This window comes from Oleiphilus sp. HI0061, from assembly GCF_001635675.1.
This window is the reverse complement of the sequence record NZ_LWFE01001565.1, coordinates 1-1,437: the sequence shown is the minus strand read 5'-3', so window position 1 is coordinate 1,437 and position 1,437 is coordinate 1. Positions and strand designations below refer to the sequence as shown.

General features: G+C 45.4%; 2 protein-coding genes and 1 pseudogene. 1 reads left to right on the top strand and 2 read right to left on the bottom strand.

What is annotated here, in order from left to right; all coding sequences use genetic code 11:
* Positions 1-226: pseudogene (locus tag A3735_RS24455) on the bottom strand (hypothetical protein); the annotation flags it as partial.
* A complete protein-coding gene (locus A3735_RS24450) occupies positions 223-615 on the bottom strand; it encodes a hypothetical protein (protein WP_068514263.1) in 393 nt (130 codons plus the stop codon). The gene A3735_RS24450 and the pseudogene A3735_RS24455, both read right to left, overlap by 4 nt.
* A gap of 168 nt (positions 616-783) precedes the next feature.
* Here A3735_RS24450 and A3735_RS24445 point away from each other — a divergent pair.
* The coding region (locus A3735_RS24445; RefSeq protein ID WP_068638807.1) for a DMT family transporter at positions 784-1,437 on the top strand (654 nt) is incomplete at its 3' end.

Sequence of the window (1,437 nt, the reverse complement as noted above, 5' to 3'; positions counted from 1 at the left end):
AGTATATTTTTCGTTGATGAGAGCGCTGAGTATTCCAGCCTCTGGGGTGCTGACTTTTTTCAGGAAGCTTAACGTGTTTTACGATGACTTGGCTTGCCTGACAGCCTTCCAACTTGTACCGGCTAATTACTCCGTAACCACTCCATAAGCTTTGGATATCTTCAAGCTTAATAATAGAACGAGCCCTGGTCACGTTTAAAATTTGAGACGATAGCGAATGGCTCATGCTAGGTGGCGCCTATCATTCAAAGCAAATAGCCCCTTTCCTAATCGGTAAAGTACCCAAACGCCAACTGCCAACATAATAGGAACCCCAATGATTGCGCCAATAATGGTCACGATCAGAATCCAGGCAATGACTAAACCAACCAAGGCTTTCCAGAAAGTTGTGATTAACCAGTCAAAGTGGGAATACAAGAAGGTACCGTCGGCATCACCCCGCCAGATATAGCTCATAACCAATGCTATGATCGAAGGCCAGCCGGTAAGGAAAGCCGTCAGAATAAACGCTGGCGTTAACAGGCCACTTATAGCACTAAAAATATGTAAGGCATAAATAAGGTAGGTGATTTTAAGCAAGGATGCTGAAGGCTTACCAGGCATATCGGGGAACATTGAGTTTGCACCTTTATATTGACGGTTTTGGTGGAGTTGTAGCTAAGTAAACGATATGGCGAGAAGTATTTAATGGCAAGTTAATCATTAGAAAACAGTGTTTCAATGTTATTAGAGTCAACAACTCTTGGGCGGTTTCTGTTATTGTCGTGAAGCGCTTTTGCACTAATGACATTTAAGGCCAGGGCTATCTCTCATTCGATACGAAATTACGAACTGCTGCTCGTTGCGGTGACGCTTATTGCTGCTGCGGGATGGGTGTTCACCAAAAGCGCCCTGGCAGAGTTTTCACCTTACATCTTTTTAGCACTGAGGTTTTCATTAGCGGCGCTGGTGCTGGTTCTAATGTCCTGGCCGCAATTGGTGGTGCTTAAGCGGCATCAGTTTGTTAAGGGAATAGGTACGGGTATCCTGTTAGGTTGTGCATTGTTGCTTTGGGTCTTAGCGGTGGACCAAACCGATAATATCGGCGAAGGTGCTTTTATCGTGAGCTTGGCAGTCGTCTTCGTTCCGCTAATCGCGCGACTAATCTTTGGTACCAAGATCACCTTCTACCTTATTTGTGCGTTGATTCCCGCAGTTATTGGTTTGGCGCTTTTAGCATTACGGGCTGAGCCAGGAGGTGGTTTGGGCTTTGAATTTAAGGAATCCCATGCTTTCTTCTTTATGTCAACTTTGGGTTTTGCGCTGCATGTCATTTTGACGGGGCGTTATGCACAAGGTATCTCTTATATGGCTCTGACATCTTTACAGCTTGTCGCCATTGCAATCGTCGCGACAGTTGCCGCACTGCTAACTGAGAGTTGGCCAGCTGATTTATCC

Excerpts from the sequence above, each read along its gene's own strand:
- A3735_RS24450 (WP_068514263.1), bottom strand. The coding sequence starts at position 615 with ATGTTCCCCGATATGCCTGGTAAGCCTTCAGCATCCTTGCTTAAAATC.